At 62.3% G+C, this 26,291-nt stretch carries 20 protein-coding genes and 4 pseudogenes; 1 reads left to right on the forward strand and 23 read right to left on the reverse strand.

Translation table 11 applies throughout. The annotated features are described in order from the left end of the window. Nucleotides 1-13: 13 nt before the first annotated feature. The 10 genes and pseudogenes from CJ179_RS47205 to CJ179_RS54320 all read right to left on the reverse strand — a co-directional run. A pseudogene (locus CJ179_RS47205) lies at nucleotides 14-346 on the reverse strand (transposase); the annotation flags it as partial. A 128-nt stretch (nucleotides 347-474) separates the two neighbouring features. Continuing rightward, entirely contained in the window at nucleotides 475-1,464 is a 990-nt protein-coding gene (locus CJ179_RS47215; protein WP_095866076.1) for a tyrosine-type recombinase/integrase, read from the reverse strand. Further along, nucleotides 1,461-2,390 carry a tyrosine-type recombinase/integrase gene (locus CJ179_RS47220; protein ID WP_095866077.1) on the reverse strand — a complete coding sequence of 310 codons (930 nt, stop codon included), beginning with the start codon at nucleotides 2,388-2,390 and terminating at the stop codon, nucleotides 1,461-1,463. The genes CJ179_RS47215 and CJ179_RS47220 overlap by 4 nt, the downstream gene beginning before the upstream one ends. Continuing rightward, a complete protein-coding gene (locus CJ179_RS47225) occupies nucleotides 2,387-3,598 on the reverse strand; it encodes a tyrosine-type recombinase/integrase (RefSeq protein WP_179377930.1) in 1,212 nt (403 codons plus the stop codon). The genes CJ179_RS47220 and CJ179_RS47225 overlap by 4 nt, the downstream gene beginning before the upstream one ends. 298 nt (nucleotides 3,599-3,896) lie before the next feature. Continuing rightward, nucleotides 3,897-4,157 (reverse strand): transposase family protein, encoded by a 261-nt coding sequence (locus tag CJ179_RS53885; RefSeq protein ID WP_095866080.1) that lies wholly within the window; start codon nucleotides 4,155-4,157, stop codon nucleotides 3,897-3,899. A 493-nt stretch (nucleotides 4,158-4,650) separates the two neighbouring features. Continuing rightward, entirely contained in the window at nucleotides 4,651-5,856 is a 1,206-nt protein-coding gene (locus CJ179_RS47240) for a cytochrome P450 (RefSeq protein ID WP_218834938.1), read from the reverse strand. Nucleotides 5,857-6,286: 430 nt separating this feature from the next. Further along, the gene (locus CJ179_RS47245; RefSeq protein WP_095866082.1) at nucleotides 6,287-7,279 is read right to left on the reverse strand and encodes a bile acid:sodium symporter family protein; all 993 of its coding nucleotides are present in this window, start codon (nucleotides 7,277-7,279) and stop codon (nucleotides 6,287-6,289) included. A 105-nt stretch (nucleotides 7,280-7,384) separates the two neighbouring features. Beyond that, complete coding sequence (locus tag CJ179_RS47250) at nucleotides 7,385-8,173, reverse strand: SDR family NAD(P)-dependent oxidoreductase (protein WP_095866083.1); 789 nt, start codon at nucleotides 8,171-8,173, stop codon at nucleotides 7,385-7,387. A 456-nt stretch (nucleotides 8,174-8,629) separates the two neighbouring features. Beyond that, nucleotides 8,630-9,721, reverse strand: a complete 1,092-nt coding sequence (locus CJ179_RS47255) for an aldo/keto reductase (protein WP_095866149.1) — start codon at nucleotides 9,719-9,721, stop codon at nucleotides 8,630-8,632. A 552-nt stretch (nucleotides 9,722-10,273) separates the two neighbouring features. Then, complete coding sequence (locus CJ179_RS54320) at nucleotides 10,274-10,636, reverse strand: ferredoxin (RefSeq protein WP_095866084.1); 363 nt, start codon at nucleotides 10,634-10,636, stop codon at nucleotides 10,274-10,276. 371 nt (nucleotides 10,637-11,007) lie between these two features. Between CJ179_RS54320 and CJ179_RS47265 the strand changes: the two are divergent. Beyond that, a pseudogene (locus tag CJ179_RS47265) lies at nucleotides 11,008-12,112 on the forward strand (ISAzo13 family transposase); the annotation flags it as partial. On the opposite strand, the gene CJ179_RS54325 reads toward CJ179_RS47265, so the two are convergent. The 13 genes and pseudogenes from CJ179_RS54325 to CJ179_RS47315 form a co-directional block, all read right to left on the reverse strand. Continuing rightward, nucleotides 12,060-12,230 (reverse strand): hypothetical protein, encoded by a 171-nt coding sequence (locus CJ179_RS54325; RefSeq protein WP_373560197.1) that lies wholly within the window; start codon nucleotides 12,228-12,230, stop codon nucleotides 12,060-12,062. The pseudogene CJ179_RS47265 and the gene CJ179_RS54325 overlap by 53 nt on opposite strands. A 295-nt stretch (nucleotides 12,231-12,525) precedes the next feature. After that, on the reverse strand, nucleotides 12,526-13,056 hold the full coding sequence (locus CJ179_RS47275) for a hypothetical protein (protein WP_143549063.1): 531 nt from the start codon (nucleotides 13,054-13,056) through the stop codon (nucleotides 12,526-12,528). A gap of 230 nt (nucleotides 13,057-13,286) precedes the next feature. Next, nucleotides 13,287-14,117, reverse strand: coding sequence for a phytanoyl-CoA dioxygenase family protein (locus tag CJ179_RS47280; protein WP_095866086.1), 831 nt, complete (start codon nucleotides 14,115-14,117; stop codon nucleotides 13,287-13,289). Between the two features lie 656 nt (nucleotides 14,118-14,773). Beyond that, nucleotides 14,774-15,132: pseudogene (locus CJ179_RS53540) on the reverse strand (hypothetical protein); the annotation flags it as partial. Between the two features lie 820 nt (nucleotides 15,133-15,952). Continuing rightward, a complete protein-coding gene (locus CJ179_RS47290; protein WP_095866087.1) occupies nucleotides 15,953-16,852 on the reverse strand; it encodes a CoA ester lyase in 900 nt (299 codons plus the stop codon). A gap of 472 nt (nucleotides 16,853-17,324) precedes the next feature. Further along, on the reverse strand, nucleotides 17,325-19,037 hold the full coding sequence (locus CJ179_RS51940; protein WP_179377932.1) for a site-specific integrase: 1,713 nt from the start codon (nucleotides 19,035-19,037) through the stop codon (nucleotides 17,325-17,327). After that, complete coding sequence (locus CJ179_RS53545; protein WP_257016295.1) at nucleotides 19,034-19,429, reverse strand: site-specific integrase; 396 nt, start codon at nucleotides 19,427-19,429, stop codon at nucleotides 19,034-19,036. Before CJ179_RS53545 ends, CJ179_RS51940 begins: the two co-directional genes overlap by 4 nt. A gap of 79 nt (nucleotides 19,430-19,508) precedes the next feature. Next, nucleotides 19,509-20,093, reverse strand: a pseudogene (locus CJ179_RS53890) (tyrosine-type recombinase/integrase); the annotation flags it as partial. A gap of 548 nt (nucleotides 20,094-20,641) precedes the next feature. Then, entirely contained in the window at nucleotides 20,642-22,249 is a 1,608-nt protein-coding gene (locus CJ179_RS47305; protein WP_095866088.1) for a GMC family oxidoreductase, read from the reverse strand. Next, nucleotides 22,246-23,730 (reverse strand): aldehyde dehydrogenase family protein, encoded by a 1,485-nt coding sequence (locus tag CJ179_RS47310; protein ID WP_095866089.1) that lies wholly within the window; start codon nucleotides 23,728-23,730, stop codon nucleotides 22,246-22,248. The genes CJ179_RS47305 and CJ179_RS47310 overlap by 4 nt, the downstream gene beginning before the upstream one ends. Before the next feature lie 42 nt (nucleotides 23,731-23,772). After that, nucleotides 23,773-23,904: a hypothetical protein gene (locus tag CJ179_RS53555; protein WP_257016268.1), complete on the reverse strand. Its 132-nt coding sequence runs from the start codon at nucleotides 23,902-23,904 to the stop codon at nucleotides 23,773-23,775. A gap of 149 nt (nucleotides 23,905-24,053) precedes the next feature. Further along, entirely contained in the window at nucleotides 24,054-24,314 is a 261-nt protein-coding gene (locus CJ179_RS51145; RefSeq protein WP_143549066.1) for a hypothetical protein, read from the reverse strand. A gap of 296 nt (nucleotides 24,315-24,610) precedes the next feature. Beyond that, the gene (locus CJ179_RS47315) at nucleotides 24,611-26,212 is read right to left on the reverse strand and encodes a GMC family oxidoreductase (RefSeq protein WP_095866090.1); all 1,602 of its coding nucleotides are present in this window, start codon (nucleotides 26,210-26,212) and stop codon (nucleotides 24,611-24,613) included. Nucleotides 26,213-26,291 lie beyond the last annotated feature (79 nt).

A 26,291-nucleotide genomic window follows, 5' to 3' on the forward strand; every position in this document is an offset into this window, starting at 1 on the left:
GGCACCGTCACCTCCTTCGAGATACACGGCTGCCCTCGAGCTGCCATTCCTTCTCTGCACCCCACAGCCCCGCGTTCACCGCCCGCAGCCGAGCCAGTCCGTCGGCAGAGGCTTCGCCGGCGTCGACCAGGCGTCCCGTAGCGCCGTGTTGGCGGGCGGTGCCCTTGCGAACCCATGTCCGCAGCGTCTCGCCACTAATGCCCAGGTCCGCGGCGACCGCCGCATAGGTGCGCTTGCCATCGGCCGCGCGGTACAGCGCGACCGCGTCTTTCCGGAATTCCTCCGGGTATGGAGACTGGCGTCCACTTCGATTTGCTCGCGGCGGATCGCGAAGTCGTCCACTAATCCCGACATCGGGATTACTCGACTTATCCCGACCACGGAATTATCCCGACATGGGTATCGGGGTGGTGACCGGATGTGTTGTTCGGGTGGGGTTCTGGGGTGTGTGGGCGTGACGTGTCGTCGGGATAATTACAGGCTTTCGAGGAATGCGAGCAGGTTGTCGGGTGGACGGTAGCGGCCCGGTTTGGAGGTGTGCGGGGTTGTTCGTGCCAGGGCGCGTTCCTTGATGCTCATGTCGGCATGGAGGTATGCGTTGGTGGAGCGGATGTCCGCGTGTCCCATCCAGAGGGCGATGACCGCGACATCGACGCCTGCCCGAAGCAGGGTCATGGCGCAGGTGTGACGGAGCACGTGGGGGGTGAGTCGTTTGGCCATCAGGGAGGGGCAACGCCGGGCGGCGGTGGTCTTGTGGAGGGCGAGACGCGCTTCGACCGCGTCGTCACTGAGCCGGCGACCGGTCCGAGTCGGAAAGGCGGGGTCCGTGCGGGTGCCGCCTCGCTCTCGGAGCCATGCTCGCAGGATCGCCGCCGTGGCGGAGGCCAGGGGGACACATCGTTGTTTACGTCCCTTGCCGGTGCACCGGACGTGCGGGTGACGATCGAGTTCGATGTCGCCGCGGGTCAGTGCGGTCAGCTCGGACAGTCGCAGGCCGGTCTGGACGGCCAGGGTCAGCAGGGCACGGTCGCGTCGGCCCTCCCACCGGTGCGGGTCGGGGGCGGTGAGCACGGCCTCGACCTCGTCGGGTTCGAGGAATGATACGTCGGCCTTGTCGTGACGTTTCTGGGGAATCGCCAGGACCCGGGCGATGAGCGCGGCGTGCTCGGGGTGGCGAAGAGCGGCGTAGCGGAACAGCGACCGTAGTGCGGCGAGTCGGGCGTTGCGGCTGCGGGCACTGTTGTGCCGGTCGGTTTCGAGGTGGTCCAAGAACGCGGAGATCACCTCGGTATCGAGATCGGCCCAGTCGAGCGTGGCGGGGGCCTTGCCGGTGCGGTCCTGCACGAAGGTCAGCAGGAGCCGGAAGGTGGTGCGGTAGGAGCGGATGGTGGCGGGGCTGGCCTGACGCTGCTTGATCATCCGTTCGGTGAAGAACCGTTGCATGGTGGGGGCCAACGCGGTCATCTGTTTGTCCCCCTTGCCTTCTCCATGCGGGTGGCCGCGAGGTCCAAGAGTTCGGGTGCCGCGGACAGATACCAGTAGGTGTAGGTCGGGGTGAGATGGCCGAGGTAGGTGGACAGTCTCGGCAGCAGGGCACCGACGTCCTCACCGGCCCGATACCAGCGCACCAGCGTCGCGACGGCGAACGAGTGCCGCAGATCGTGGATCCGCGGAGGCCGGGGTACGTCGGCGCCGACACCAGAACCGGCGATCAGTGCACGAAACGTGGCCCCGAAGTCCGTGTAGATGATCGGTGTCTTTTTGGCGGAGACGAAGAACGTCGAGCGACCGGGCGTGGGCACGTGCCGGTCGCGAATCTCCCGGTAGGTGGCCAGGGCATCGACGGTGGTGGGGTGCAGGGGCAGCTCCCGGGACTTGCCGAATTTGGTGTTGCGCACGATCAAAACTCCCTCGGCCCAGTCGATGTCGCCGCGTTCGAGGGCGATCACCTCGCCGATCCGCATGCCGGTGGCCGCCAGCAGTCCGATCATGGTGGCGAAGGTGGCGGCCCGCAGCGGTGTCGGGACGAGGCGGGGTACCTGCGCCATCAGCGCCTCGACGTCGTTGGCGGAGTAGATGAACGGGGGCCGCCGGTGCTGCCGGAAGACGATCAAACCCACCGGGGGGATCTCGGTGGCGGGGTCGATGCCGGACATGTGGCGGGCGAAGCCGCGCACCACGGTCATCCGCCGCGCCCACACCGAACTGCTGGGATCGGCATCGGGACGTTGCACCCACTGCAGGGCCACGTCGACGGTGATCGTCGTGACGCCGGCCGCGTCGAGGTAGGCGACGAAGCGGGGAAGCAGTCGGGCGGCCTCATCGAGCCGGTGTCCCAGGGCTCGGCGCAGCCGCAGGTACTGTTCGGCCTGCTCGGCGAGCGCGCTCATCGCCGTGTCCCGGGCCAGGGCTGGGCGACCGTGCGTAACACGGCCCGATCGATCTTGGCGTAGCCGGAGGTGGTCCCCAGATCCGACTGACGCAGCACCTGGGCGATCTCGATCAAATCGGCACCCTGGCGCAGCAGCTCGGTCGCCAGCGCGTGCCGGAGCCGGTGACCACCGACCCGTGCCAGGCCGGCTCGCCGACACGCACGGTAGACGATCCCGGTGATCGTGCTCGGGTGCATGGGCCGTGGAGGCGCGTAGATGGTGAGCAGCAACTGCGGACACCCGCACACCGGGCGCCCGTCGGTGAGGTAGTCGACGAGGGCCTGACCGACGTCGACGGGGAGCGGGAGACGATCGCGGCGGCGGGCCTTGCCCCGCACCACGATCTCCCCGACCCGCCAGTCGACGTCGCCGAGCCGGAGGGCGGCCACCTCCCCGGAGCGCAGACCCAGCCGCGCCAGCAGCATCAAGATGGCCCGGTCACGCCGTCCACTCGCGATGCTGCGATCGCATCCGGCCAACAGGTTGTCCACGTCGGCGGCGCTCATCGTCGCGGGCAATCGGGCACCGCGCCAGCTCGCCACCGGCGGCATGGCGCCACCCAGGTCCGTCTCGAGGATCCCGTCCAGATACAGAAAGCGCAGCAGCGCCCGCAGATCGGCGGCCTCTCGCTTGGCCGACTCGACCGTCAGCCGCGAACCGGCCTCGAGCATCCAGTCCGCGACCTCCGTGCCGGTCAGATTCCCGATACCGATCTCGTCTCCGGTGCGCGATGCCCGACCCGCCAGAAATCGGCGCGCGAACCGCTCGTAGCGTCGAATCGTGGTCGGGGCCAGTCCCCGCACAACAATCAGATGGTGGCGATAGCGGACCAACATCTCATCACGACTCGTCGGCGTCGCCAGCGTCTCGAGCGGTACCACCTGCAGCTCCCGCAGATACTCCAACAGGCGCGCCACGGTCGCCACCGTCGGCACCCGCCGACGACCACTCGCCCGCCGCGATGCCAAGAATCCTTCCACCAGAGCAATACTCAGGTCCTCGACCACAAGACCCTCGCCGGTCAGCCACCGATCGAGCTGTCCCATCAACACCAGGTGGTGCCGGATGGCGCCGGGTCGGTGCCCGAGTCTGCGCAACTCCTCCTCGAAGCCCTCCGCGAACGGCACCAGCGGTCCCGCACCACGCATCCAAGAAATCGTGCCCATCGGACACCTCCTCCGTCGGTGGAGCAACCTGCCCCACCGACAGAGCCTGGAACACGCGGGATTATCCCGACCCGAATTCATCCGGAGATGCTCCTCACCTGCATCAATCTCGCCGCTTCGATACCCGTATCGGGATAATTCCGGGGTCGGGATAAGTCGATGCCCAGGACTCGGGCGTCGCTAATCTTCGAGTCCGGTATCGCCCGCACAGCTCGGAGCAGGGCGTCAAGGTCGACGGGGATCCGCGAGGCGAGGCGGGCCCCGGCCCAGCCGGGCACGGCCAACCCGATCGCGGAGATCACCGCCTCCAGGACGGGAGTTCGTCGGTGGTATCGCAGAAGAATCGGCGGACCCGGATTTCGATCGTGACCGGGTGCCCACCGATCGCGGTATCCGACAGCCGCCGCCGGTAGCGGGAATGCACCCGGGCGGACACGCCGTCACAACGCGGGCACCGACCCCCTCGTCTGTCGGTTCCGCTGGGACACGGATGGTCGAACCCACCCTCCGAACGCCGGCAACGACGGCACCCGACCAGATGGGGTAACAATGCCCGCACACTGTCGAAATCACACGCCGATGATTTTCACCCGCCGCAGTTCAGCACACCGTGACGACACGCCCAGAATCTTCACGCAAAGTGCGCCAGATCCCTTTCTCATGGCCACGGACAACCGCCATCCAGGTGGCCGCTCTCGCCAGCCGCGACACGCCGAACAGCACCATCGCAGACACGCACACGGAGGGCACAGTTGCGGATCAAACTCAGGTCAGAGATCAACCGTCACGGGACCCTGAGCCCCAAGCAATGGGGGCGGCGATGGCGGCTAATCGCCATCGCCGCCCGTAGCTTCTACCCCTGCCAAAGCCTGACACGGATAGGGTCAGCTCACCTCGTATGCTGCATCATCAATATGCTCGCGTGACACATCATACGAATGTTCATCGAGGGTGTGTGCGCGCGCCTCCAGGTAAAGATCCTCTCCATCCTGCGCTTCGGAGATCGCACCGCACGCTGGACATATCACCTCAAGCAACTAACTCTCCTGTCACTACTGCGCCGGCGAGCTCACTGGCAGATGCACCGGTCCCCGAATCATCGCGTTCAGACCGTAGTCCACATCGCGTACTTCCCAGTCCGGCACTTCGTCCAGAAAACGATTCAGGACAGTCTCGATCTCCAGGCGTGCGAGGTTCATACCAAGACATGCATGAGGGCCGACTCCGAAGCCCAGATGTGACTGTGACGCCCGATGAATGTCGAATACCGACGGGTCATCCCAGCGTTCAGGATCGCGGTTACCCAGGCCCTGCAGCGCCATCACCGTCGCTCCCTGCGGAAGGACCACACCTGCAAGTTCTGCTTCCTCTGCCTTCACAAAGCGAATGTTCCAGAGCTTCACGCTTGTCCAGCGATGAACTTCCTCAATCGCCTGCGGAATCAGGCTCCGGTCCTTACGGATCTCCTCTTTTTGCTCTGGGTGAAGCGCGAGTGCCACGAGGCAGTGTCCCATTAGCTTGGAAGTGGTTTCGTTGCCGGCGAAGATCAGCTGCGTATTCGCCGCGACCCTTTCCGCTTCTGACATTTTCACCTCGGTCAGGACCATCTTGCTCACAAGATCGTCACCGGGGTTCCGTCGCCGCTCCTCGATGACGGTCGCAACGTACTCGTTCATCCTGGCGGTTGCCGCCATACCTGTCTCGATAAGTTCGCGACCTCGCGCCGTCGGGTCATCCCGCCCCTCCATGATCCCGCCCATGTCGTCGGTCCAAGTGATGAATTCCGGAACGTTCGCGCTAGGGACTGCCATCAACTCGGCGATGACACGAGTGGGGATGGGACGAGTGATCCGAGGAACTACATCGACGACCTCCCCCGCTTTCAGCTGCTCGAACACGGAGTCGGTTTGCGCGGTGACGATCTCCCTGATAAAGCCCTCATAGTCCGAAAGGCGCTTGCGCATGAAGTCGCGGGACCAGATACCCCTGAAGTCCGAGTGTTGCTTTCCTTCCATCGCGGTAAAGGGCGGACCGCCGAAAAGCTTGCCGATCTGCTCGTGGTCCGAAGCAAACAACCGGCCCTGCCCCATCGCGCGTGCACAGTCGCGGTAGCTGGTGATGAGATAGCTGCCGAGCCTTTCATGCCGAACGATTCGCCCGGCGTCCCGAACCTTCTCGAGAACCGGGTACGGATCCTTCACAAAGGCGGGATCATAAAAGTCGACGTCAATGGTCGGAAGGTCGTTCAACGTCATCATGCTAGTCATGGTTTCGAACCCCTACTCTAATCCGTTCCTGCCTGGCATCTAGCAAACGTCACATTTCGCTGTCAGCGGGTTGCCGTCTTTCCCGGCGAGCAGCATCGCGATTCTGCGACCACTACCACATCACTCTGGACGCGCATGACACCAAGCGCAATATACTTCCTCACAATTTCAACCCTCTTGCTCGTCGTCGACACAAGGATTTAGCTCTTCGGACCGAATCGGGATACCGATCGCGCACGTCGTGATGTTCCATCCAACCGGTTGGGACACCTCAGCCGGCCGCGCCGTGCGGTCCGGATAGGAATTCCCCTGCGCCGCAGCGGCCTCGCGAGGCACCCGCCAACGCTGGAGATTGGAACGGGGCATCAGCCGCCACCGAACGGTGTCATCTGACGACTCGTTCGCACAGGTGAAATACCAATCAATCTCGGGTTAGCTCAGGCTCATCATTTCTTGCGCGGAAGGTGCCTGTGGTCACGGCCTCCACTCCAATGGTGCGAGCGGCCCAGTATCGCGCGAGCACAGATCCGGTAAATACATGAATCGCTCCGGACACTGCACTTGGCAACACAGCGATCGGATCGAAATACGTTTGCGCCAGGACAATAGCGACACCACCGTTCTGCATGCCGGTTTCCAAAGTGATTGCACGAGTGGCTTTTTCAGTTCGGCGCGTGAATCGACTGATGAGGTACCCAAGAGTGAAGCCGCCTAGATTGTGCATTAGTACTGCTGCGATGATGATGAAGCCGCTCGACAAAAAGGCTGCGTGTCCAGCAGCGAAATTGGCACTACAGATGAAGACCAACGCAATACCAGAAACCGGCCCCACGAATGGGATGATGTACCCGCACACTTTAGGTAAGAATATCTTCATCAACAAACCGACAATTACGGGCGCCACAACCATCTTCGCGATATCGAGTGCCATTGACGGCGCGGAAATAGACACGAGCTTGCCGATGAGAATCTGTACAAGAAGCGGTGTCAACAGAATCGAAGCGAATGTCGACACCAGTCCCAGTGATACCGCGACTGGCAGGTCACCTTTTGCCAGGTAGACCATCACATTAGATGCCGATCCGCTTGCCACACACCCCAGAAGAACCAGGCCGGTTGTAAGCCCTGGCCCAAGATTCAACAGCCAGGCCACCCCGTACGCGAGTAGCGGCATCACGGTATAGTGACAGGCGGTTCCGATAAGAATTGAAACCGGCTTCTTGGCAATACCCGTGATATCTTTCGGCGTGAGGGTGATCCCCATCAGCAGCATCAGGAACATCACCACATAAAGGGAGTACGGCGAACCTCCAGCGAGGCTATCGGGTTTCCATAGTCCAATCCCTAGTCCCACCAGTATCCAAAACGGTAGATACTTGGTGATGATATTTCCTACTGATCCGACTGCGTTCATGGTCGTGTATCTCTTCCGGGATGCTGTTTCTCAAGAAAGCCGGCTCACGGGACGGTGCGCCTGCAAGGGAGGCATGATTTTCACTTTGCAATGGGAACTACGGGTTTAATCCGAATTATTGACGCGCTCGACGTTGTACGTTGTCGCATTTAGTCCGCCGTCGACCGGGAGGTCGATTCCCGTGATAAATCCGCTTTCGTCTGATATCAGCCACTTCACTGCTTGCCCAATGTCACGCGGCTTCCCCATATGGCCCATTGGTAGCCGGGCGACATATGCATCCCAATCCATTCCCGCAAAATCCGGGTTCACCACGCTCATCGGTGTTTCGATCGGCCCGGGACAGACTGTATTTACTCTGATGCCACGTGCGCCTAGTTCCACAGCTGCGACTTTCGTCAGGCCACGTACGGCGAATTTCGATGAAGCATAACCCGCAAAGTTGGCGCCGGCTTTCAGCCCGCGTATCGAGGAGATATTGACCACCGAACCAGTTTCCGGCCCGGGCATGGCGTCTCTAGCCCGCAGGAATGCCTGTATCCCGAGCAACGGCCCATAGACGTTAACTTGCATCATCCGGTCGAACGATGAGACTGCGATCTTGTCGACCGGATCCATCAGCAGCAAACCGGCGTTGTTGACGAGAGCGTCGGGCCGAAGGCCGGTGCTTACCAGCCACTCAGTAAGAGCATCCCACTGATCCGGTACGGCGACATCGAGCGCACGCCCATGTGCAGCGTCGCCGAGAGACTCGGCCGCTTCCATCACGTCGTCTTCGAGGCGGTCTGTCAGAACTACCGTCGCACCGGCTTCGATACAGGTACGGCCGGTTTCCAAGCCCATGCCGCGGGCTGCACCAGTGATGATCACGGTCTTGTCCTTGAGCATTGCCATAAGGTGTCCTTTAGTTTGGTCTGGGAGCTGAACATACAAGGATGAGAGCGACGCCCTCAGGTGCACGCGCCTCTTCGAAGTTAGAGACTCCGGGGGCTGCAGACACCTGACCAACTACAACTCGGTCTGTGACAGCCATCACATTAGCCTGCCCCCTGTGCGCAGTAATCACCATGTGGTTTGTCACAATTTCGACCGACCTATCAGGTCCGTGCCCAAACAGAGCGGGATATTACGAGGTGACTGATTCTGCTGGATTCCGCTCGAGGCTCGGGACCTGTCGCCAAGCGATCGCCCGTCGACCAGCCACCGGGTAAGGCGAAAGCCTCTCAATCGTGCGAGCTGATTCGGAAAGCGCACGATCGCGGAGATCTTCTTTCTCACAACAAAAGCGCAGTGCCGCTGACATACGTGCCGACGCGTCCGAGCGTGGCCACAAAGGTGGATTGCACACCATCAGGCTTGAGCCGCGAGCCGCTGCGCGCGTCGTCCGGGACTCTCTATTCCAACCAAAACTCTGCCGTCATGTCCACGGCGCCGGTCCTCAGAGTGAATACGATTGTGCCACTGCGGGTACGGAAGTTTCGGCTCCGACACTGCATCAAGTCGGCGAATCTCTTCCGTGGTCAATTCCCAATTGACTGCGCCGAGGTTATCCATCAGCTGCTCCTTGGTCCGCGCACCGACGATCACGCTGCTCACCGTAGGTCGAGAGACTACCCAGTTGAGAGAAACCTGGGCTACTGAGCAACCCCGATCATTAGCAATCTCGGTAGCAACATCGACGATGTCGAGTATCACATCATCGTTCACCGGAACGGTATCGCCGAACCCGCGTGAGCGCCTGGTGTTTTCTGGGTTCTGCTCACCGCGCCGGAACTTTCCGGAGAGCAGGCCGCCCGACAAGGGACTCCAGATGGTATGGCCTACTCCAGCGTCAAGAGCGCTCGGAACCAGATCGCTCTCGATGTCGCGACACGCAAGCGAGTAATGGACTTGGTGGCAAGCGAATCGTTCCCATCCTTTTGCAGCAGAGATTCCAGCCGCTTTAGTCACCATCCAGGCCGGGAAGTTCGATAATCCGAGATAGCGAACTTTGCCGGCTCGCACGAGGTCATCTAGTGCGCGCATAGTCTCTTCAAGGGGTGTCGCCGGGTCGATGTTGTGCAGGTACAAGATATCGATATGCTCGGTTCCGAGTCGTCGAAGGCTTGCTTCGCATCCTTGGATAACGTGGTGTCGTGAGAGCCCAGCGTCGTTTGGTCCAGACGCCATGGGATATCGAAGCTTGGTAGCGATAAGCACCTCCGAACGCCGGCTGCCAAGTGCCTGTCCAAGTGTCTCCTCGGACTGGCCAGAGGAGTAGAAATCTGCAGTGTCAAAGAGGTTGACTCCCGCATCGATCGCAGCTTGCGCGATATCGGTCGCCTCCGCTAGTTGTTGCACCCCAATCTTACCGAAGTAGGGATCGGTGCCACCAAACGTCATGGTCCCGAAGCTGAGAGCGGAAACTTGCAAACCCGATGAGCCTAAAAAGTTCATTCGCATGATTACTGGACGACCATTCTCTGCGTAGAAGTACCTATACACCAACGATAATTCGACGGTGATTGTCCGAGAATTATCGTCGGTTCGCTAAAATAACCGACTCGTACTGCGTTTATCCCCGCGACGCTTTTTAGCAACTGCTGACGGTATCGGCTTACCTCACGTGGGGCGTTCCATCCGAGCACTGCAGATAAATCATCTCCTTCGTGGAACAGAATCGCAGAGAGTCCTGCTGATGCGATTCCAGGTCAACCGGTGTCCCTGATACTTCGGGAGGAATGGGACCTGCAACCTGGATTCGCACACCAAAATGATCCGTCCAGAAGAACGGCACGGGGCCGGTACGGCTCAGGATTGCCCTGACAGCTCCGGCAACCGCACGTGCTCGCTCCGTTGCGTTTGTTCGGTGCTCGAGCCGGACATGGCTCAAGCGACGGTCGTCCCACCAACACGCCACGTCTTGGGCCCCGAGGGCCCTGACCGTGGCGACGGTCTCGAGGTCGAGGAAGCCGCCGCCGATGACGACGGAGCCGGGGACCCTCCCGAGGAGCCCTACGCAGCCTGTCCGCGTCGCCAAGGGTACGCAGGACATGCGGTTCCCCACCTCTCACAGCGTGACCACCATACTGGCACAGTCAATGGCCGGTAACCTCGATTACAGCGGACGGGCAAGCGTCGGCGGCGTCCTCCACCGATTCTGTCAAATCTGGAGACAAGCCGCCCTGGAGCAGAATAACGATGCCGTCGCCGTCCTTGAGCGAACACTTCCGGGCACTCCAGGACACAGGCTCCGCAGGCTGTGCACTTGTCGAGATCAGCGGTCACCGTGAGGTCGTCACTTGCCAACCTTTCCATTCTCGATGAGATTGTCATTGTCTTACGCCGGCCTTCCGTCCAGGGTGTGGATTGGTCCATGTGATCGTCATATGGCTCGAACCCTCACTTCGCCTTCATTGGTGCTGATCGCACTGTGCGACTACGGCTCATGGCTGGCTGCATCTATCGGTCTGATCGACGGTCGTGCGTCACTGCGGCTGTGACACTGTGATCGGCACCACCCCAGTTTGGCTACCGCGGTTACAGTCCGCCATATGTATCCTCACAATTCACGGTCGTCAGCCGTAGCGTATGCACAACGTTTCGTGGGTTCATCGCAGAGTGTGGTACATGCGAGGCGGACAGCGAAGTAGAAAGTTATCGACTCGGGAAGTTCCGAATTGGCAGCAGGGTCTCAGCTATATAGCTGTCAGATAATAAAGTGTCGTTTTGTGAATCCAGTCGGGTCGATGCGCTATGGCGACGTGAGCGAGGTCGACAAGCAGTTGCGGGAGCTGTTCGAGGTATTGCTTCCGCATCTGGACGAGCGACAGCGGCGATTGGCGTTGGCGACGAAGGCCCGGTCGCTCGACCAGGGCTGGGTGCGGGCGGTAGCCTGGCGGACGGTGTCAGCGAGACCGCGGTCCACAGGGGGCGTATGCGAGTTGGAGGCCGGCGAGCAGCCGGCGCCGACGGGTCGGGTCCGCCGTCCGGGTGGGGGCCGCAAGGGTGCGGACTCGTTGAATCCGCTGCTGGTGCCTGCGTTGTTGGCGCTGGTCGAGCCGGATGAGCGAGGAGACCCGGAGTCTGCGTTGCGGTGGACGACCAAGTCGCAGCGACACCTCGCCGAGGAGCTGACCCGGCACGGCCATCGGTGTCCGCATCGACGGCGGGACGATTGTTGCGGGACAACGGATTCAGTTTGCAGGCCAACGCCAAGACCTTGGAGCGCGAGCAGCACCCGGACCGGGACGTGCAGTTCCGCTACATCAACGAGCAGGTCAAAACGCACCAGGACGCGGGCGAACCGGTGATCAGCGTCGATTCGAAGAAGAAGGAACAACTCGGGCCAGCTGCCCACCCCGGGGCGGAGTGCCGACCGCAGGGCGATTCGGTGAGGGTGGACGATCACAGGAACTTCACGGGACCGAACTCGGAACGGGCCATCCCGTACGGCGTCTACGACTTGACCACCGACGCAGGGTTGGTCAATGTCGGCGTCGACCACGATGCCGCCGCGTTCGCGGTTGCCTCCATCCGTCGCTGGTGGCAGGCCCGCGGCGCCCCGACTACCCCCACGCGCGCCGGCTGCTGATCGCCGCCGACGTCGGCGGCTCCAACAGCTACCGGTACCGGGTGTGGAAGGCCGAATTTGCGGCACTGGCATCCGAGACCGGGTTGGCGAGCACGATCTGTCATTTCCCGCCCGCCACCTCGAAGTGGAACAAGATCGAGCACCGGCCGTTCTCTCAGATCACCATGAACTGGCGGGGACGGCCGCTGACCAGCCACGAGGTCATGGTCAAGACCATTGCCTCCACCCGCACCCGCAGCGGGCTGCGCGTGGACGCCGAGCGGCCGTGTCGTCTCCGCCACCGAAGCTGCCGAGGACCGAACACACCTCGACGGTGTCACCCTCTCCGGCGTGAAGCTGTGCAATGACACCGGCATAGGGTGATGGGAGTTCAACCAACGACTTGGCTGTCTCTACCTCCCCATGGGGTCGTTGATCGCGACTGTGTCACCGACTTTTACATGCCACGTGACAATCTCCGCTTCGGTCAGTCCTTCTCCGACGTCGGGCAGCACAAACTGATCTGTTGCGGACATGGAGATCCGGCATTGGCTCCGTGCCTTCTGCATCAGGGCACTGGAACCGTCGGGAGCGAGCAGGTGCAGGGGCGTCACAGTCACTTCTCTGGGCTCGACGATCGTAGTAGGCTCGTAAACGAGATCCGTCATCATGCATCTCTCGACAGCTAGGGTGTTCATGCACGTGCACGCACGGCAGCAGTGCGTTGGGCTCCCCCGCGGGAGATGCGCGCCTGCGGGCGGGCTGCGGATATTGCACTCGCCACCACCTCGATGATGTTGTGGGGCCGCAGCATCGAGATGAAGTTGACACATCGATCGGGCGAGGCATTGAGGTGCAGCATCGTCCCGGCCTCGTCGATGTCCAGGACCTCCGCGTCGAACCTGGTGACCAACGACCAAATCTGTTTGAGGTCAGCGGCATCGGGATTCAACCGCACATAGACAGACTGTCGCCGTGGGCAATCCTGTTCGAGCACTACCACCCGCTGGACATCGATGAGCCGGTTAAGGCGCTTGGTCAAAAACTCCAACCGCTCATCCGACTTTGTTCGAACCGAGAGATGGATCCACCAGAATCCGTCGTCTTCCGAGCGATTGAACTGCATACCGACCATCTCGATGTCGTGAGGCAGCAAAAGGCCGGCGATGCGTGCAGGAAGATCCCTGCTGAATAAGGCGACCACAACCACTTGGTGCTCTTGCATTTGCACCCCTCCAAGATGCCGACGGATAAGTCCGCGAGTTCCACGGAAGTTATGTGGGCCACCCCACCAGCGCAACGTTCACGCAACCTTTGAGGTCAGCCCGGTAGCGCCCTGAACGTGCCCCGCGGCCGGTCACCCTACGGCTAGTCCCACGGTTCACGCCGCCTCTGTGACCCGCGGGCAAGAGCGGGAGCCTCTTGTGGTCGACGTTTGCCGTCGCTTCTGGTCGGTTAACGGCTGATTCGGGGCACATGTGGCGAGTCAGCGAACAATTCTCCGGGGGTCAGGCCAAATGCGTCGAAATGCCGGTGTGGTGCACCGGTGTATACAACATCTGTTGGCATGTAGCGCAGAGTGTAGGCGGCCCGTGGATCGGGCGTGCTGTTCTGATTTGCCCCGTGAACGGTCAGATCGTAGTGGACTGTTGCATCACCGGCTTTGAGCGCAGTTCCGCCTGCGAAACCGTACTTCTCTTCGAGGCCAGGGTAGGTCTTGCGGATATCGTCACCGGGAGCACGACTAAACCGCCCCAGAGGACCTTCCGCATGAGATCCCGGCATGAACTGCAGAATTCCCATGTCGGGAGTCAGATCGCTCAATGCGATCCAGATGGTGAAGGCGCCCTGACGATCGAAGGGCCAAAATGGGAAGTCCTGATGGAAGGGCGTCGGGCCCCCCTCGTTGCCAGGCTTAGTAAAGGTCATATCATGGATGAACAGGCCTTCGGATCGGTCCAGCAAGTCCAGTGCCAGATTTGACAGACGCGGCGACAGCGCTAGCTCTCGGAACCAGTCGTCGGTCCAGGCCATGCCGTCGTGGCTTCGCAGCACTCTCGCGTACTCATCCGATGTCATCCACTTTTCAGTCTCTGACGGTTGGACGGGTGCCGCGTACTTTTCGACCTGGTCATGGATTGTCGCGACGGCAGCAGCGCTGAGCAGACCGGGCAGCGGGGCCCAACTCTGGGTGCGCAGGTGTTCAACAGTTCCCGCAGGAAGCTCGTAGTTTTCGGCGAGTTCCGCGATTTTTGTCGAGGTATCGGACGATAGGACTTCAGTCATGATTTCACTCCATTCCGTAGGCGTGGGGGACTAGTTGTTTCATCTTCACTTGGGTTCGGAGAACCGATGTACAAACCACGGAAAGCGCCGACAAGCGCCGCGCGCTTCACAGGAACTACGACACACATCTTGCCGCTGAAGAAGTGCCGCGGCCATGTTCGGGTCTACAAGATAGACGCCGGATGTTCAAGATTTTCACAACTTCATGAACTCGGCTGAAGGGATCGAAATGCGCCCTTCGTACAGGTCTCGTGCATGCGGGTCACGACCCCGCTAAGCAACGGGCTCGCAAGCGCCGGCTCGCAAAGTCCGTGCCTATCCCCATGTCCAAGACGTCCGGTTCAAATCACACCGGCAGGCAACTGGCATCTTGAAATGCGGAATCGTGTGTGATCACAGCGTGGTTGGCGCCCATGGGACTTTCCGCCTGAGATGCGGGCACCAATTGGTATGCGGCGGCGGCCACGGTAGCCGCTCGCCCTCGGTCGGACAGAGGTCCAACCGAGTGCTCGCGGTAAATCCCGCAGGATCGGATCCGGTACCGCGGCCGGGTGGGGGACGGTGGTACGGACGGTCTTGCGCAGGTGCACGCCGACGATCCCGTCCTCGCGCCTCATCCCTTCCCCGCATGTCCCCCACCACTGCCGCACCGCTCAGTGCGTGGGTTGCCCGTACCTGAATTCGAGCATCCCCGTCGAGGCGAGGTAGGCGGCGCGTTGGTCGATGGACACAACCGGTGCGTGCCGTCCACCTCCTTCTTCTCGGGAATCCGGTTCCAGCCGGCGGCGAGTTCGAACTTGCCGCGCCAGCCCCGTCCAAAGGTGGGTCCGGGCCCGCGGTCGCCACCAGCAAACCCTTTCCCATACGGGCGCGCTCCCGCTTGAGCTGGTCGAGGACCGCGGCACCTGTGCGGCCCCGGGAGCACGCCGAGATGCTTCGCGGACCACTCCAGCGGCCGTCCCAGCTCACGCGCAGCACAAAGGTCATCGGTGCGGAGTTCGTTCCCAGCCGCCGGGGGCAACGGGACCGCGCCGCTTCCAGTATGTCGTCGTCGAACCACGCTCGACATCGACTCTCGCGCACCGGGAACCGTCAGCTCAATTCCGCAGTCCACTGCATCGCGCGTCTTCAAGCGATGACCGCAGCTGTACCACCTTCTGTTACCGCCGCCGGTGCTTGACAGAGGACTAAGTGACAGTTCCACCGACCGGAAACGCGGTCTATAGCCGGTGCGAGAGGTCAGGGGTCGAGCGTTGTCGACGTTCCCGCCGCGGTAATCGATCACGTTCGCGGCGTGTTGGAGTTGGGCGAGGATGTCACGGTCGCGGATGAGTCAAATCGCATGCTGTGACGTACCGGAAGTTCGTGCGAGACCGCCTAGGGGCGGTGTACGAGTCAGCCGCGGCGCGGTCGGTGGCCGCCACCGCGATCCGAAAGGCGGTGCACTCGAAAGACAATCCGACGGATCTGATCAACGTGGCGTTTGAGGAGCTGGTGCGTGGATGTGTCGAACTCTTCTGCACGCGACGTGCACCCTCTGATTCTTGTGCAGGCGAGTTCGTGTTCGCGGGATGCCTCGAACTCGCCTGCACAACCGCCAATTCTGTTCGTACTCATCTGCAACGGCGGGTGGAGATTCTGGGATGGCTGACCGGCACAAGTGTGACAGCGTGGGGTTCGGGCAGCGCCGACACAGCGTGTTCACACGACTTCGGACATTGGCACCCGCCCTGGCCACCATCGATCCTCACGTCCTCGGCTTCTTCGACCACGTGCGCTTGGCGAACGTTGCCTGAAACTCGTCTCTCGCTAGAGGATCACTCTTCCGAGGAACACTAAGCATCACGTCTTGGCGCGTCGTCCGTGAAGACGTCACGTCCCGAGGCGCGAAGAACGTCCTTCGCGCGTTCGACCGTCGGGACGTCCACGATGACACCACGCGCGACCACCTGGCCCTGTCCCGCATCGAGTGCGCGCTGATAGGCGTGCACGATGGCGAGGGCGTGATCGATCTCAGCCTCCGTGACGCCGAACTCATCCATAACGACTTCGACGTCCTGGAGGGTCAGGCATAACTTGGAGGTGAATCCCATTCGCTTTGCGAGCCGGCACTCGTCACGCAGAAAGTCCGTGTCGCCGACGAATAGCGAGGCCGTATCGATTGGAGCGGTGAGACTATGTGCGGCGGACGCTTCAACCAGCTGGGCACGCACGTGATTCTCAAACTCTCCGATGCCTGTGTACTGCGTGTTCGTGTCGCGGGTGAGGTCACCGATACCGGCGACCAGGGCGAGCGGAGGCTCGCCTTGACTACAGATCCGATCGAGGTTACGCAGCCCACGAGCGGTCTCGACCAGCGCAACCAGCCCGACATCCGCTCCGGAGTCCTGCAACGCGGTGCGCACGCGCGCTAGCTGGTCAGGACTCTCGACCTTCGGGACCATGACTATCGAGGCTGTTGCAGCCGCGACGCGGACGTCCTCCGCCCATCCTGCATGGTCCTCGTGGTTGATTCTCACCCACGTCCGTTCTCGCGGCACGTCCACGTCCAGAATCTGCTTGCGACGTGCAGGCTTCTCGGACTCAGGGACAGTGTCCTCGAGGTCGAAGAGCAGAATTGATGCTGCGGAGGCGACTGCCTCGGACCGGCGCGGAACTTGGGACCCCGCCGTGGGTGCAGCCTCGTGTGGCGCGGCAAAGAGCACTGAGCGGAAGGCGGACGGTGTGACAGGCAAGAGTGTCTCCTCGGATCATGTTAGGGCAAGAGTTGCGGAGTCGAGCGAGGCGTGGACAGGTCCCGACCAGTTCGGCGCCCTCGCCGCACCGGAAGGCCTGACCTGAGCCTGTCTAACACCTCATAGCGAGCCTGCCCGGGAGAGCCTGCGCAGTAAAGGTGAGACCCCATAAATATCGAACTCGCCACTGTGTTGAAACACATCGGGGAGCCCTCGTCTGATGCCCTGACCCTGTGTGTCATTCCCGTAGGGGTGGGGGTCTGTCAAGCCTGTTTCCGGTTGTTTCGACCCGGTTGCGCGCAGCGCCGAGTGAGGGGCCAGGGTCAAGACGCAGCTCCCGCAGCGGAGCGTAGGACGAACGGTCTTGACGGTGGACCCGTTCGGTGCAGGCTTGGCAGGGGATCCAAGACAAGTCGCTGGGGTAAGGGCGCTGCCGGTCATTCCTTCGCCCAGCAAATTGGGGCATGGAGTACTACGACGGGCTATATCCGGGTCGATCAGGGTCGCGACCACGCCTAAACCCAAAGGACGACGAGACCCGGCGGGCGCGGAAGGCGAACAGCAACTCGACTCGCTCGCCGGTGCGACGGTCGTGAAACTGCGGTTGGGAGGGGCGCATCGCGAGACAGGTATCGAGGGCCTGGCCGAGGATCGGATCGACCGGCTTGGTGAACGCGGTGCCGGTCTTGTGCGCCGGAACATCGAGCAGACAGACCGCATCGCGGGCCAGAACCCGATCGGAGGCGCCGACGATGGGGGTGTCGTCGTGCTGCCACCGGATGCAGCCGACCCGCAGGCGGGCGATCTCGTCGCTGCGCAGTCCGGAGAACAACCAGGACAGTGTGATCGCGTGGACCAGTTCGAACGGGTAGAAGTTCCCGGATTGTGTCTCGGGGAGATCGGCGTGCGACAGATTCAGTCCCGCCCAGAGCAGCTTCGCCCAGATCTCGTCGGCGATCACCCGGGGGTTCGGACCGAGCAGCGCGGTGATGCTGCGTGGAGTGGCCAGTGCGCGCCCAGGATCGAAACGTCGGGGCAGCCATTCCCATTCCTGACAGTCGGCGAAGAACCTCCGGATCGCCGAGAGGTGACCGTCCTTGGTCGACGCCTGAAGTGGCTTGCCGATGCGCTTTTCGAGTCCGGTGGTGCGGTGCACGTAGTCGCCGACGTTCATCCGGTCCAGCGCGGCGACCCAGGTCGCGCAGGTCTGCCGGGTCCACGCCGTCGGATCGGCGGCGTCGGGATGCTCGGCTGCGATCCAGCGGCCGACCTTGAGCAGGCGGGACCGGACGTTGCCGCGTGCCCGCGGCGTCAATGTCGAGGTCGCGTACCAGCGGTCGACCCACTGCTGCCAGATCTGCGCCCCGCCGGCCGCCCGAGCAGTGCCACGACCTGTCGTCGCGGACGGCGGGTCACAGAACCCGAGGGCGCCCACCGCCCGCTGCACTGCATGCAGAGTGTTGAGCCGTGCGCCGCCGAGCAGTCCGTCACGGCGGACCCGATCGAACAGGTCGGTGCCAAGGTCCTCGAGGTGCGGGCTGTGGTTGAGCAGGAACAGCTGGCAGGCCACCATCGGTAGCAGTGTGTCGTCGCCGTGTCCGAGCCGATAACCCCACTCGGCGAGCACCTTACGAAGCCGGGCGATCTCGCCGTTGACTCGGTCGCGCCCGAAGATCCGCCGCGACAGGGTCAGTCGTTGGAAGCTGCCGAGCCGGTGGAACTCAGTGAAGGTACCGAGCAGGTAGGCGTGCGCCGCGAGGTAGGGGCGGACCTCGTCGCCGGCCCAGGAGGGTGCGTTCCGGTGGAACTCGGCCTGGTCACGGCCGAGCAGATGGATCCATTCCTCCGCGGTCCAACCCCAGAACGTCCGCCGGACTTCGGCGCATCGCACCAGCAGCACCGCGACCGCATCGGCCATGGCGCGCCGCCGATGGGCGGTGGCCGGGGAATCGAGTCCTGCGTTGACCGTTTCCAGCGGTCGCAGCAGTCGTCCGATCACGCGCCAGCCCGGCGCGTTCGGATCGTGATACTGCAGCCGTCGCAGGTTTCGTATGCCGAGTTCGCCGATGGCCCTGACCTCGTCGTCTCGGACCTCGATAATGGTGTCGAAGTGATGCGCGACGAGCGATGAGCACCAACGTGATTCGGAGTCCGGGTTGACGTTGCCCGACAGCGGCGCGGTCACTGTGGTGTTCCTGGAGTCGCGGCGTCCATGCCGGTGAGCATTGCGATGCGCCAGGCGTGGATGTGGTCCATGCCGCGGCCGAGCTTGCCGGCCAGATCCCTTCCGGACAGGTGGATATATCGCAGCGTCGAGTCCGTATGGCGATGCCCGGCGAAGGTCGCGATCGTGTGCAGTTCCCAGCCCATCCGGGCCAGATCGGTCAGACACAGATGCCGAGTGGTGTGCGTGGAGAACCGCGGAACATCGGCGGCCAGGGCAATCCGTCGTACCACCTTCGACCATGTCCACAGGCTCAACGGCTGGGCGTGATTGCGGCGGGACTCCGACAGGAACAGCGGTCCGCGTGCCCTGCTCAGGCTCGCCCGGTGCGCGAGATAGTTCGACAGCAGCACCCCGGTCGGAGCCGAATACAGCCGCGACCCGCTCGAGCCGGTTCTTCGTCGTCTCCGCCCTGATCCGCAGGGTGCGGTGGGCCGGGTCGAGATCGTCGGTACGCAGCGCGCACAGCTCCTCACGGCGCAGCGCGGCATCGTAGGCCAGGGCCAGCATCAGGCGGTTGCGGACCGGCTCCTCGGCGGCGACGGTCAGGATGTCCGCCCACTGCCGCTCGGTGGGAATCCACGGCAGCTTCGTCAACCGGGGCACCAACCCCCGCTGATGCCCGCCGCCCCGTCGGCCGGGCGTGAAAAGGCCCCGGCCAACGGGATTGGACTCGCGCAGGCCCTCTTCCATGAGGTGGTCGTAGAACAGCCGCACCGGCACCAGCCGCTGCGCAATGGTGGCATTCGCCAGACCGGAACCGGAATCGAGCGCCACCACGTTCGCGCCACGGCGGCTGGGCCGGTCGGTCAACTCCCGCACGTAGACGCCGACATGCGCCCGGCTCGCCGTGAGCGGGTCGACACCCACCCGCTCGCACATCTCCAGGTACTCGGCAAGCCCCCGGGCGTAGGCGTCGATCGTCCGAGGCGCCCTCCCGAGATCGGTCCACACCCACAGCCATCCGGCCGCCTGCACATGCCGGCTCAACACCGGCCACGTCTCCTCCAACACCATCCTGCCGTTCAAGCCATCTCCTCAGTTCCGTGGTCAACACCGAGGAGACATGATCATCCCCCGGCCAGATTCCACGTAACTTTTAAAATGCTCAAGCGGCAGATGTACGGACGCGCCAACCTCGACCTACTCCGCAAACGCGTCCTCCACGCCGTATAGCCAAGTCCCACAGAGGAATCACGAAGAATGCGCCAGATCCAGTTTCAATGAGCGCCATCACGACTCACGCCACCGCCGCGGATCCTCGAACTCACCACGGCCGACTGGCCTATACCCGCGGCCACCACTAATGACACGCCGTGTCACCGGCTCCCGTAGGTAACCCCCACAATCCGCGTCACCTGCGCATACTCGAACTGCGAAACTCAGGATTCGTTAGGCACTCCCCGGCAGCGCGTGCGCTTGCCCGACCGGTGGACATCCTTGCGAACGGACCTGCGGTCCCGCCGGAGAGGACGTCCGCCAATCGGGGTCAATCCCCACTGCGAATTGCACCCTCTCGGAGTGAACTGCCTGTTGAGGCAGTCACACCTCGGCTGCAAATACGACTATCGCTCAGCGAGGATGAGAGCCGCGGCGTGCCATGCGAAAGCCATGGTTGGAACGTTGCAGTTGCCGGACGGCATTGTCGGAAACACCGAGGCGTCAACGACACGCAATCCCTCGATTCCGCGAACCTTCAAACGTGCGTCTACGACGTCGTCGTCATTCGGACCCATCGCACAGGTTCCCAACGAGTGATATCCGGTCGAGCCCTCGGTAACGATGTAATGCTCGATATCGTCAATCGAGTTCACGTCCGGCCCTGGAACGGTCTCAGCCTCGATGATGTCCGATAGTGAGCTGCTCTCCAACAGTTCACGAACCTTGAGAAAGGCACGAACCGTGGTGTCCCGGTCGTACTGAGTTGATAGATAGTTCGGGTCAATTCGCGGTGCGGACGATGGAGTGGGGCCTGTCAAATGGACGGATCCGACACTGGTCGGCCGCAGAGCATACGTCAGGAACATGACGCCCGGCTGTTGCTCGGGTTGCAGACGAGAGTGTTGCACCTCGCCCTCGCCTTGTTGCATGACAGACATCGGCGAGAGGAACATCTGCGCGTCGGGCCTCGGCGCCTCGGGCCGCGTCTTGAAATACGCGGCAAGCTCGTAAGCTGGGCGCGACACGATGCCGGTTCGTTCGACTAGATAGCGCGCGCCAGTGAAGCCACGACGCGGCAGGCTTGAGACCTGCTTGTTGAATCCGACGTTCCGCGTGAGCCGGGCCTGCAACCCGACGGCACGGTGCTCGCGTAGCCCCTCACCAACGTTTGGGGACTCTAGGCGCACCTTCACCCCAGCAGCCCTGAGGGCATCGCCACGACCAATCCCCGCTCGTTCGAGGGTCAGTGGCGACTCAAACGAACCCATGCTGAGTATGACCTCACGCTTAGCGCGATACTCCTGGATCCCGCCCTTCTTCGACCGAGCCTTGACCCCGACCACACGCATTCCCTCGAACACCAGCTCCGTTAGCTCCGTGTGAACCAGCACCGTCAGGTTCTTGCGCTTGCGCGCTGGCCGGAGGAAGCCACGGGAGGCACTTACACGCGTACCGTTCCTCGTTGATGCCGGCGCGTAGCCGATCCGTTCCTGGTCACTGGCATTGACATCCTGAACCTTGGCCCAACCGAGGTTGGCGCCAGCCTCCTTGAGAATCTCCCCGGCCTCGTGTCCCTTGCGCGGCACCTGGACGCCCAAGGGACCGCCGCTGCCACGGGTGTCGGACTCGCCGAGCGAGTGGTCCTCCAGCGCGCGATAGATCGGCAGGATTGTGTCCCACCCCCAGCCAGGATTTCCCAAAGCCTCGATGCCGTCGAAGTCTTCGGCCCAACCGCGGTTGTAGTGCACGCCGTTGATCGAACTCGAGCCTCCGAGCACCCGGCCGCGGGCCCACTTCTCGGTCTGGCCGTTCGGACCGAATGGGGTGGTCTCGTACTGCTTGTACAGTTTACTCGGGGCGTAGTAGAACCCCTTTGGGATGTAGATCATGGGATGCCGGTCCTTGCCCCCCGCCTCGATGAGAAGCACCGAGTTTGCCGGGTCTTCCGACAGGCGGTTAGCGAGGACTGAGCCCGCGGATCCAGCGCCGACGATGATGTAGTCGTGGCTCATACCGCGACCTCCGAAGTCTCGGACGTCGGCGCGCCGGGAAGGATCACCTTGATGTTGGAGAGCTCGAGCATGCCCTCAATTCCCCCCACGCGGCCATAGCCCGATTCCTTCATTCCGCCGTACGGCGCGGCAAGCGATGGGAAGGTGCCATCGATGCCGAACTGTCCCACCCTGACGCGCCGAGCCACGTCGTGGGCCAGATCCGAGTCAGTGGTGAAGATCGTGCCGTAGAGCCCATACTTCGAATCATTCGCGATCCGGACGGCATCATCGATGTCGTCGTAGGGGATCACGCAAAATACCGGCCCGAATACCTCTTCCTGAGCCACCTCCATCGAGTTGTCCACGCCCGTTAAGAGCGTCGGCAACAGGTAGTACCCGTCGGATAGCCCGTGCGGGACGTCGCCGCCGTAGGCGATCGTCGCTCCATCGGTGACGGCGCGCCCGATGAAGGCCCGGGTCCGGTCGCGGACCCGCTCAGCTGCGAGCGGACCGTACTCGGTGGCCGGGTCGAGAGGATCGCCCACAGTCAGTTTCCCGAACGCCTCGACCAGCTTCTCGACCAGCACGTCGTGACGACTCCGCGACACCAGGATGCGTGTGCTCGCGATGCACATTTGTCCCTGATTGCCCACGGCACCACCCACCAGGGTGGGCAGCACCACGTCGAGATCTGCATCATCGGCCACAATCGCCGCGGTCTTGCCCCCCAGCTCGAGCGTAACCCGGGCGATCCTCTGGGCCGCGACTGCGGCCACCTCTGCACCGATCTTTGTGCCTCCAGTGAAGTGCACCGCGTCGACGGCACTGTGGGCCACCAAGTAGCGGCTTACGTCTGCGTCACCCGCGAAGATGCTCAGGGCACCTTCGGGGAAGCCCGCTTCGGCGGCGGCCTCAGCGATGACCTGACCGACGAGGTGGTTCTCCGGGGGCAGTTTCAAAATCACAGGGTTACCCATCAGCAGCGCCGGTGCTACAGACATTCCCAGTCCTGTAACCGCACCGTTGTAGGTGCCAATGATCAGGGTCAGACCGATGGCCTCCCGATGCACCTCGACCGTCCCTGTCAAAATTTCGCGCTGCTCGACGAACGGCACGGTCTTGACAAGCTCCAGATCGTCATCGATCAACGCGATTCCCAGGTCGGTCATACCGCTGGCGAGTCGGATTGGCATGCCCGTCTCGCGAGAGTTGTTGACGTTGAGATCCTCTGTCCGGTCCGCGAGCGCCGCACGCCATCGCGCAACGAACTCGCTGCGCTCCTCCGAGGCAAGGTCCGACCAACCGCCATCCTGCACGAGCCTGACGGCCAGATCGATAGCCAGCTTCGCATCGTCGATTGCGGCGTCTGGCAGGTCGATCAGCTGCTGGCCGGAATGCGGGTCGAGTACCGTGAAGACCTTGTCGCTGCTCGGTGTCCGCCACCGACTTGCAAGGAATAGCTCGGAGGTATGGGGCAGGGAGACAGCTGTACCAGTCATAGGTGATACTCCTTCTGTTGTCGTAGGATCTGTAACTCGGGGTCACTTGGTCGCCCGCAGCGCCTTGTAGTCCGGACCATCGACGACGTCTTCGCCGAAGATGAGCTTCTGCGTTGCATCGGGGGAGGAATCTGACGCGAGTCCCGGCCTCGTCGCCAGGTCGGTCGTGACCATGCGCCTCGACAGGCGGCGAACATCGCCCCCGCGTCTGCGCTAACTTCTCCCGACACGAGCGGTCCGACCAGCTGTTTAGTCGATGCCCCAGGGTTTCTTGTATTCGTCACCAGTGACCAGGTCACCGAAGATCAGTGTCTGGTTTTCGATCACGCTGTTGTCCGCGCCGAGACCCAAATGACTGGGCCATCTCGTTGCATCTCGCCGGCCATCAACGGCTCAATCAGGGACGTCTCCAAATCGAACGCACCCACCTGGATGTTGCCACGGGGATCGATACGGTTCATGGTTGGCAACACCGGCACGACCATGCCACCAAATGCCGGCATCAGGTAGTTCAGTTCGGATTCTGCTGAACGAGGCTTGTCGCGGCCGAGGCAAACCGGTCGCCCAGTTGGCGGAGGAGACATTGGCCGTCACGATCGAGCAATCGTCGGTGCAGAGTTCATCGAACTGTAAATCGACGTACCCTCGCGCGCAGTACCTTCGACTTCTTCTCCCGGCGCCTTGAACTGCACCTCAGCAGTACCGGCCTCGGCACGGTCACAGGCGGTTCGGACCTGAGGCGACCGGGGACCGTCTACCACCCCATCCGAGGATGACCCTCCACCCCACGAGACCGACGGTCAGCACATCAGCAGCATTACAACCCGACAACTTCTTCATCCCTGGCGAAAATCGACGTCGCGACGTCGGATCCGCCACGTTAATGGTCCTCGAGGATCATGCGGGAGGCGATATGGGCCATGGCCATGGTCGGGCCGTTGCAGTTACCCGACACCATCCGCGGGAAAACCGAAGCATCGACCACACGTAGACCCTCGACGCCACGCACGCGCAACCGCGAGTCAACGACATCCTCGTCGCTCGGGCCCATCGCACAGGTACCGAGCGTGTGATACCCCGCTCCCCCGTTCACGACTGCTTGGTAAAGATATTCCTGTTCAGTACTCACATTCTTGCCGGGTGCCTCCTCTGCGATGACCATGTCGGCCAACGGCCCGGTGGCAAGGAGCTCTCGAATCTTCGGCAAGATTTTGGTCGTCACATTTTGGTCATACTCACTGGTCAGGTAATTCGGATCAATGATTGGGGCAGCGTCCTCATCGGGGCCCGAAATATGGACCGAGCCCTCACTGGTCGGCCGCAACGCCATACCGATGAACATCAGACCGGGCTCCTTGGCCACGTGGACCTTCCCATCAGTCACATTACCGGCCGCAGTCGACTGCGGCGCGATCAAGCCTTGGAAGTCGGGCCGGTCGAGCTCGGGCGACGATTTCGCGTACGCGATAACGTCATAGCCACCGACCGCCATCGGCCCATTCCGCTGGACAAGGTACTTGGCTCCAGTCAGAGCCTGCCGTGGCATCGATGACAACAACTTGTTGTACCCAAGGCCCTTCCTCAGCTTCGCCTGTAGTGTTATGCCACGGTGCTCCAGCATCTTCTCCCCGACGTTCGGACTCTCAACGCGCATCTCCACACCGGCGTTGGCCAAGGCCTTTCCGCTGCCGATGCCCGATCGTTCCAACGCCATCGGGGTCTCTAATGCGCCCATAGCGAGGATGACTTCCTTGATCGCCCGGAACTCGGCCACCGATCCATTGCGCTTCGCCTTCACACCGACAACACGATTTCCGTCGAAGAGCAACTGGCCCACGGTGGACTTTTCAAGCACCGTCAGGTTCGTCCGATTTCGCACCGGCTTGAGGAACGCACGAGCGGCACTCACACGCAGGCCATTCTTGATGGTGGAGGGCACGTAACCGATCCGCTCATTGTCGCTCGAATTGGCATCCAAGCTGCGTTCCCAACCCATCGCCATACCCGATTCCATCATCGCTTCACACACGGGTTCGCGCTTGGTGGCCACCGATACGCCAAGTGGGCCGCCCGCGCCGCGTAATTCGGACGCACCGAGCTGGTGATCTTCGATCGTCTTGAACGCATCGAGGAACGCCGTCCAGTTCCAGCCAGGGTTCCCTGCCGCCTCGATCGCGTCGTAGTCTGGTGCCCAACCGCGGTTGTAGATCATGCCGTTGATCGAACTCGACCCACCAATCATCCGACCGCGTGCCCAACTGTCTACGGCTCCGGTCGGACCGAACGGACGCGTCTCGAAGTGCTTCGAGTACCGGTCATCCTGCATCGTGAAAAAGAACCCCTTCGGGATCAGTACAAGCGGATTCTTATCCGACCCACCCGCCTCGAGCAACAACACCTTGTTGTTCGGGTTCTCCGACAACCGATTAGCCAGGACACACCCAGCCGAACCCGCTCCTACGATGATGTAGTCATATTTCATGGACTAGAGCCTTTCTGAATCAAACCATAAACGCGGTGGACGTCTCAGGGCCCGAAGCCCGGCATCCGGAGCAGCCAGC

The organism is Rhodococcus sp. ACS1 (genome assembly GCF_002300155.1).
In the GTDB taxonomy this organism is placed as follows: Bacteria; Actinomycetota; Actinomycetes; order Mycobacteriales; family Mycobacteriaceae; genus Rhodococcus_F; species Rhodococcus_F koreensis.

Bases quoted from the DNA above. Each gene is read 5' to 3' on its own strand.
- CJ179_RS47280 (WP_095866086.1), bottom strand. From the start codon at position 14,117: ATGACTGAAGTCCTATCGTCCGATACCTCGACAAAAATCGCGGAACTC.
- CJ179_RS47220 (WP_095866077.1), bottom strand. From the start codon at position 2,390: ATGAGCGCGCTCGCCGAGCAGGCCGAACAGTACCTGCGGCTGCGCCGA.
- CJ179_RS53555 (WP_257016268.1), bottom strand. From the start codon at position 23,904: ATGGTCACGACCGACCTGGCGACGAGGCCGGGACTCGCGTCAGATTCC.
- CJ179_RS47250 (WP_095866083.1), bottom strand. From the start codon at position 8,173: ATGGCAATGCTCAAGGACAAGACCGTGATCATCACTGGTGCAGCCCGC.
- CJ179_RS47245 (WP_095866082.1), bottom strand. From the start codon at position 7,279: ATGAACGCAGTCGGATCAGTAGGAAATATCATCACCAAGTATCTACCG.
- CJ179_RS47225 (WP_179377930.1), bottom strand. From the start codon at position 3,598: ATGGGCACGATTTCTTGGATGCGTGGTGCGGGACCGCTGGTGCCGTTC.
- CJ179_RS47215 (WP_095866076.1), bottom strand. From the start codon at position 1,464: ATGACCGCGTTGGCCCCCACCATGCAACGGTTCTTCACCGAACGGATG.
- CJ179_RS51145 (WP_143549066.1), bottom strand. From the start codon at position 24,314: ATGTCTCCTCCGCCAACTGGGCGACCGGTTTGCCTCGGCCGCGACAAG.
- CJ179_RS47275 (WP_143549063.1), bottom strand. From the start codon at position 13,056: ATGCAAGAGCACCAAGTGGTTGTGGTCGCCTTATTCAGCAGGGATCTT.
- CJ179_RS54320 (WP_095866084.1), bottom strand. From the start codon at position 10,636: ATGGACCAATCCACACCCTGGACGGAAGGCCGGCGTAAGACAATGACA.
- CJ179_RS47240 (WP_218834938.1), bottom strand. From the start codon at position 5,856: ATGATGACGTTGAACGACCTTCCGACCATTGACGTCGACTTTTATGAT.
- CJ179_RS47305 (WP_095866088.1), bottom strand. From the start codon at position 22,249: ATGAGCCACGACTACATCATCGTCGGCGCTGGATCCGCGGGCTCAGTC.
- CJ179_RS47315 (WP_095866090.1), bottom strand. From the start codon at position 26,212: ATGAAATATGACTACATCATCGTAGGAGCGGGTTCGGCTGGGTGTGTC.
- CJ179_RS47310 (WP_095866089.1), bottom strand. From the start codon at position 23,730: ATGACTGGTACAGCTGTCTCCCTGCCCCATACCTCCGAGCTATTCCTT.
- CJ179_RS47255 (WP_095866149.1), bottom strand. From the start codon at position 9,721: ATGCGAATGAACTTTTTAGGCTCATCGGGTTTGCAAGTTTCCGCTCTC.